The organism is Lewinella sp. IMCC34191 (assembly GCF_003390935.1).
GTDB lineage: Bacteria > Bacteroidota > Bacteroidia > Chitinophagales > Saprospiraceae > Neolewinella.
This window is the reverse complement of the sequence record NZ_QNQZ01000012.1, coordinates 122,739-128,738: the sequence shown is the minus strand read 5'-3', so window position 1 is coordinate 128,738 and position 6,000 is coordinate 122,739. Positions and strand designations below refer to the sequence as shown.

Genomic DNA, 6,000 nt, shown 5'->3' with positions numbered 1-6,000 from the left:
TAAGGGGGTAAGCCAAATTTTGCCCGCTCATGTCGTTCTCGATCATCCAACCGAAAACCGACAACTTCGTCTCACCTTCTAGCTAACTAAGTACTAAACCTGTCAACGCTATTCAGTTAGGCTCACCTACCCCCTATATCCTATAACCTATCCCCTACATACTATCCCCTATCCCCTAAATGCTAAAAAAGCTCTTCATCCTCCCCATCCGCTTCTACCAGATCGCGATCTCGCCGCTGATCGGGGCGCGCTGCCGGTACACGCCGACTTGCAGCCACTACGCCATTGGGGCCATCAAGGAATGGGGCGCGCTGAAGGGGAGTTGGCTCGGGCTCAAACGCATCGGCCGCTGCCATCCCTGGGGCGGGTTCGGACCGGATCCGGTGCCCAAAAATCCGCGCCGCACGCCCGAGCGTGAGTGAGACGGCGTTAAACGGGGGTTAAAGATCGCTTGCCGTTCCACCCCGTCGACGGTAACTTGTATACGTGACTGTGCGTTAGTTTACCGGCATCCGCCGCTTTACCCCCGATCCGTATGCGTTATTCCCTACCCCTCTTGCTGCTGCTATTGCTTTCCGCCGATCTATCCGCCCAGGGCATTGAGTTCTTTGAGGGCACCTGGGACGAAGCCCTTGCCAAGGCCGAAAGCGAGGACAAGCTCATCTTCGTCGATGCCTATGCCGAATGGTGCGGCCCCTGTAAGATGATGGCCAACAACGTCTTTCCCCGGGAGGAGGTGGGTGACTTCTTCAATACCAACTTCATTAGCGTCCAGTACGACATGGAAAAGCCGGAGTCAGCCGACTTCCGCGAATTCCACCGGGCCCCCGCCTTTCCGACCCTGCTGTTCATCAATGCCGACAACGAGCCCGTACACCGCATCATCGGTGCCCGCCAGGCCGGTCAGCTCATCAGCGATGCCCGCACCGCGCTGGAACGGATCGATAATATGGACGCCCTGCAGCGGGACTACGAAAGCGGAGAACCGGAAGCCGCCTACAAATTGATTCGTGCCCTGATCCGACGCGGCGAACCCCACCTGAAGATCGCCAACGACTACCTGCGGACACCGGGGCTTGACTTCTCTTTACCTGCGCCCCGCCGCACTATTTTTATTGCTACGACGGAGGCCGACAGCCGCCTGTTTGATCTACTGATCGAACAGCGCGACGGTATAATAGAGCTGGAGGGCCGCCAGGCTTACGACGAGAAGGTGCGCGATGCCGTACGGGCCACCTTCAACAAGGCGCTCGAATACCGCAGCGAAGACCTCATGGAGACCGCCGTGGACAAGATGGCGCTCGTGGATAAGGACGAAGCCAAACGCCTCGAATCCGAGGGGGAATTTGCCTTCGCGCTCCAGGGGAACGACCATAAAGAGGTGTATAAGGCAGCCAAAAATTACCGCAAGAAGGGGGCAGATGGTGATGAGGACCGACTCCGCAACCTCTTCGGCGCACTCGAGAATTCGGAATTCATCAATTATTCCGTCATCATCGACCTGGCCGCCGAATCCCTGGCTTCCGCTGCAGAACTGGCCGAGGAGGGCTGGCGCGACTACTACAACCTCGCGCGCTTCCTACAGAAACGGCAGCGCTACGCCCAGGGCCTGGAAGCCGCCGAAAACTCGCTGACCTCCCTCGGACCCGACGGCCGCGATAACTACCGGCGTGCCATTCAGGACCTCGTCGACCAGCTTCGGGCCCAGGCGGGCTAAGACTACCGTTCGTGGCGTAGCTTTGCGATCATGTATCCGGATCTTTCCTACCTGCTCCACGACCTGATCGGCACCGCCCGCGATAACGGTTTCAGCATCGTCAAAACCTTCGGGCTCTTCCTGCTGCTGGCCTTCATCGTGGCCGCCCAGCTGCTGAAGCTCGAACTTCGCCGGCGGGAACGGATCGGCCAGTTGCGGGGAGAAAAGTCGCTGCGTATCCCCGGCGAGACGGTGACTACGGCGGACTATATTACCAATACGATCCTGGGCTTCGTCCTCGGTTATAAGCTGCCGTACGTGGTGGCTAACTTCGCAGAAATGCAGCGCGATCCCTCCGGTACGCTGCTGTCTACCGAGGGCTACTTCCTGGGCGGCCTCATCGGCGCGGCCCTTTACTTCGCCTACTACTACCGCATCGGCAGCAAACAGGGGGAGCTACCCGAACCCCGGCCGGTGATGGTGTACCCCAGCGACCGCGTCGGGCCCATCACCATGATGGCGGCGGTAGGCGGCCTGCTCGGTGCCAAGCTCTTTGCCGTGATCGAGTACTGGGACCGCTTTCTCCAGAACCCCATCCAGGAGCTGTTCAGCGGCGGCGGCCTGGCCATTTACGGCGGCCTCATCGGCGGCGGCGTAGCGGTGTACCTCTACCTGCGCAAGCACAAGATCGCGGTGCTGCCCGTCATGGATGCGGTGGCGCCGGCCCTGATCGTGGCCTACGGCGTGGGCCGTATCGGCTGCCAACTAAGCGGCGACGGCGACTGGGGCACGGCGATCGCTGCCATTCCTGACAGCTGGTTCCTACCCGACTGGCTCTACGGATTCGATTACCCGAATAATGTCCTGAACCGCGGCGTCCCCATCGAGGGCTGTACGGATCTGTACTGCAATGTCCTCCCCGAACTCCATTACCCCACACCGGTGTACGAAACGCTGATGGCCTTCGCGATCGGCGGCATCTTGTGGGCTGTCCGCAAGCCGCTGACGGTCTACCCCGCCATGCTGTTTTGTATCTACCTCTTCCTGAACGGCGTCGAGCGCTTCTTCATCGAGTACGTGCGCCTTAACGACCAGTACGACTTCCTTGGCATGAGCCTTACGCAGGCGCAAATCATCGCCCTTGGCTTCATGCTGGCCGGTATCGTGGGCGGCCTGTTCGTGTACCGGCGGGGCCGGATGAGCTATAGTATGGCGGCGGAGCGCAGGATAAAAGCAGATTAGATATGAAAGCTACTCAGGTCGTCACCTTCGGCGAGATCATGCTGCGGCTGAGCCCGCCCGGCCACCAGCGCTTCCGGCAGGCCCGCGATCTGCGGGTGGAATACGGGGGCGGGGAAAGCAACGTGGCGGTGTCCCTGGCGAATTTCGGACTGGGCGTCTCCTTCGTCACCCGGCTACCCGATAACGACCTCGGCGAATGCGCGCTTTACACCCTACGTGGGGCCGGCATCGAAACGGAACACGTTGTTCGCGGGGGCAAACGCCTCGGGATATACTTTCTGGAAAAGGGAGCCGTACAGCGTGCCTCGAAGGTGGTTTACGACCGGGAAGACAGCGGCATGGCCACCATCCGGCCCGGGCAAATCGACTGGGATGCCGCCTTTAAGGGGGCCGGCTGGTTTCACTGGACGGGCATCACCCCGGCCCTGAGCCAATCCGCCGCCGACGCCTGCCTGGAAGCCTGTCGCGCCGCCGCCGACCGGGGCCTTACCATCAGCGTTGACCTCAACCACCGCGAAAAACTCTGGCAGTACGGCAAGTCCCCCCGCGAGATCATGCCCGCGCTGGTCGAATACTGCGACCTCATCGTTGGCGGCAGCCGGGAAGCGGAAAGCTACTTCGGTATCCCCCGCCCGCCGGAGGACGACTTCGCCACCGTAGCGAAGGCCATGCAGGAGCGCTTTCCGAAGGCCCGCCGGATCGCCACTACCGTCCGCGAAACGCTCTCCGCCAGCCACAACACCTACAGCGGCCTCCTCTGGGCCGACAACGAACTTCACGCCTCCCCGACTTACCAGCTGACACACATCGTCGACCGGGTCGGCGGCGGCGACAGCTTCATGGGCGGCCTGATCTACGGCCTCATCACCTGGCCCGACGATCCGGCGATGGCGGTCCGCTACGCCGCGGCGGCCTCGGCGCTGAAGCATACCATCCCCGGCGACGTCAACCTGGTCACGGTCGACGAAGTAGTCAACCTCATGGAGGGGAACGGTAGCGGGCGGGTTAAGCGGTAGGGGGCCTGGCGTAGCGTGTAAACATCGGATGTGTCAGGTCTGTCGTTTTGGCAGACATCGGATGTGCCAGGTGTGGGTTTCCCCGTTACCGCGATGTTTCGTCCGCTATAATGTTCTCATTTTGGTGATTACTGAGAATATGATCGCCATTTGATATGATACACCACTCTTCTGCGTAGCTGACACATCCGATGTCTGCACTTTTGACGCAACTGACACATCCGATGTCTTCCCCCTCGACCAACAAGCCAATCCGCCCTATCTTCGCGGCTTAACTGGCTTAACTCGAGCGATATGAAATTCGGCGTAATCGTTTTCCCCGGCAGCAACTGCGACGATGATATGGTCCACGTTCTCGGCACCGTGCTGGGCTGCGAAACCACCAAACTCTGGCACAAAGAGGAAAGCCTCGGCGACCTGACCACCGACGATTGCATCATCGTCCCCGGTGGCTTCAGCTACGGCGACTACGTTCGTGCCGGTGCCGTAGCCCGTTTCTCGCCCATCATGAAATCGGTGATCGATTTCGCCAACCGGGGTGGCTATGTCTTCGGTATCTGCAACGGTTTTCAGATCCTCTGCGAAGCCGGCCTGCTTCCCGGTGCCCTGCTGCGGAACCGCGAGCAGAAATTCATCGCCAAAAACGTCTTTATTCGCGCCGAAACGGATAACGCCCCCACCAACCGCCGCCTCTCTCCCGGCCAGGTGCTCCGCATTCCCATCGCCCACGCCGAAGGCCGCTACTACGCCGACGAGCAAACCATCCACGAGCTCAACCAAAACGACCAGGTCCTCTTCCGCTACTGCGACGGCGCCGGTGAGGTGCACCTCGACAGTAACCACAACGGCTCGGTCGGCAACATCGCCGGTATTTGCAACGCCGAGCGCAACGTCTTCGGCATGATGCCCCACCCCGAACGCGCCAGCGAAGACATCCTCGGCAACCGCGACGGCTTCACGATCTTCCAGGGATTAGCCGAAGCGGTAACAGCATCATAGCGGGTAGTTTACAGGTTATAGGTTATAGGATGTAGTACGTACACTTAAAGCTACCCAATAACAGCTATATGCTACCCCTACCTGGTACCTGCTATATCCTATCCCCTATACCCTACCCCCTATATCCTATCCCCTAACTCCACCCCCCGTTCCCTTAACGCCCCCCGTAGCTGCTCCGGATTCTCAAAGCGAATCGTATCCAACCCCTCCTTCCGCGCCGCTTCCACGTTGCGCAGGCTGTCGTCGATAAATACGCATCCGCCGTACCCTTGCAGGTCGTACGTTTCGTGTAATAGCCGATAGATGGCCGGATCGGGCTTCTGCAATTGCACCTCCCCCGATACCATGATGTCCTCGAAGAGCTCCAGAAAGTCGAAGGTCTCCCGTGCCCAGGGAAAGAGCTCGTGCGACCAGTTCGTCAGCGCCAGCAGGCGGTAGTTACCACTGGCTTTCAGCTCCTTCAGTATTTCTACCGTCCCCTCGATTGGCCCGGTGATGGTTTCCGTCCAGCGGTCGTAGTAGATGCGGATCTCGCGCTCGAACTCGGGGTGCTCGGCGATCAGTTCCCGCGTTCCCTCCTCGATGGTCCGGCCGGCGTCCTGCTTCTCGTTCCACTCCAGCGTCGCCACGTTCTGCAGGAAATGGTCAACCTCCTCCTTCGTATCGAAGACTTGCTCGAACAGCACCCGGGGCTGCCAGCCGATGAGTACGTTGCCGAGATCGAAAATAATGGTGTGAATGTCCAAGGGAGAAGGCTTTACGTATATATGGGACGAATAGAAGGTATTGGGCGGCGGAGCGCAGGTACAAGGTAATCCAGCAAATGGGAACCTTCCCGTAGTCCGAAACCGGGTAAGATCGCTTAAGTGGCTGACCCGACTCAAAAGAGGGTGAGCGCGCAAAGCAATTATGACCGTTTGGCTTTGCCGATCAATACCGGGAAGCGATCGTTTACTCGGAAAACTGGCAAAAGTTCTACATACGCAATGATTCCGCAATTGAGGTTCTTATTCTGCACGCGTTCCTGTTTCTATCTCTACCTCTACA

6 protein-coding genes are annotated in these 6,000 nt (G+C 59.4%); 5 read left to right on the top strand and 1 reads right to left on the bottom strand.

Features of this window, described 5'->3' with window-relative positions:
* Nucleotides 1-179 precede the first annotated feature (179 nt).
* From yidD to purQ, 5 genes are all read left to right on the top strand, one after another.
* On the top strand, nt 180-422 hold the full coding sequence (gene yidD / locus DRW39_RS19760) for a membrane protein insertion efficiency factor YidD (RefSeq protein ID WP_116108814.1): 243 nt from the start codon (nt 180-182) through the stop codon (nt 420-422).
* A gap of 113 nt (nt 423-535) precedes the next feature.
* Nucleotides 536-1,717, top strand: coding sequence for a thioredoxin family protein (locus DRW39_RS19755; protein WP_116108813.1), 1,182 nt, complete (start codon nt 536-538; stop codon nt 1,715-1,717).
* A gap of 30 nt (nt 1,718-1,747) precedes the next feature.
* Nucleotides 1,748-2,938 carry a prolipoprotein diacylglyceryl transferase gene (locus DRW39_RS19750; RefSeq protein WP_116108812.1) on the top strand — a complete coding sequence of 397 codons (1,191 nt, stop codon included), beginning with the start codon at nt 1,748-1,750 and terminating at the stop codon, nt 2,936-2,938.
* Nucleotides 2,939-2,940: 2 nt separating this feature from the next.
* Entirely contained in the window at nt 2,941-3,954 is a 1,014-nt protein-coding gene (locus DRW39_RS19745; RefSeq protein ID WP_116108811.1) for a sugar kinase, read from the top strand.
* A 294-nt stretch (nt 3,955-4,248) separates the two neighbouring features.
* Nucleotides 4,249-4,953, top strand: coding sequence for a phosphoribosylformylglycinamidine synthase subunit PurQ (purQ, locus tag DRW39_RS19740; RefSeq protein WP_116108810.1), 705 nt, complete (start codon nt 4,249-4,251; stop codon nt 4,951-4,953).
* A 119-nt stretch (nt 4,954-5,072) separates the two neighbouring features.
* On the opposite strand, the gene DRW39_RS19735 is transcribed toward purQ, so the two are convergent.
* On the bottom strand, nt 5,073-5,699 hold the full coding sequence (locus DRW39_RS19735) for an HAD family hydrolase (protein WP_198664957.1): 627 nt from the start codon (nt 5,697-5,699) through the stop codon (nt 5,073-5,075).
* Nucleotides 5,700-6,000 lie beyond the last annotated feature (301 nt).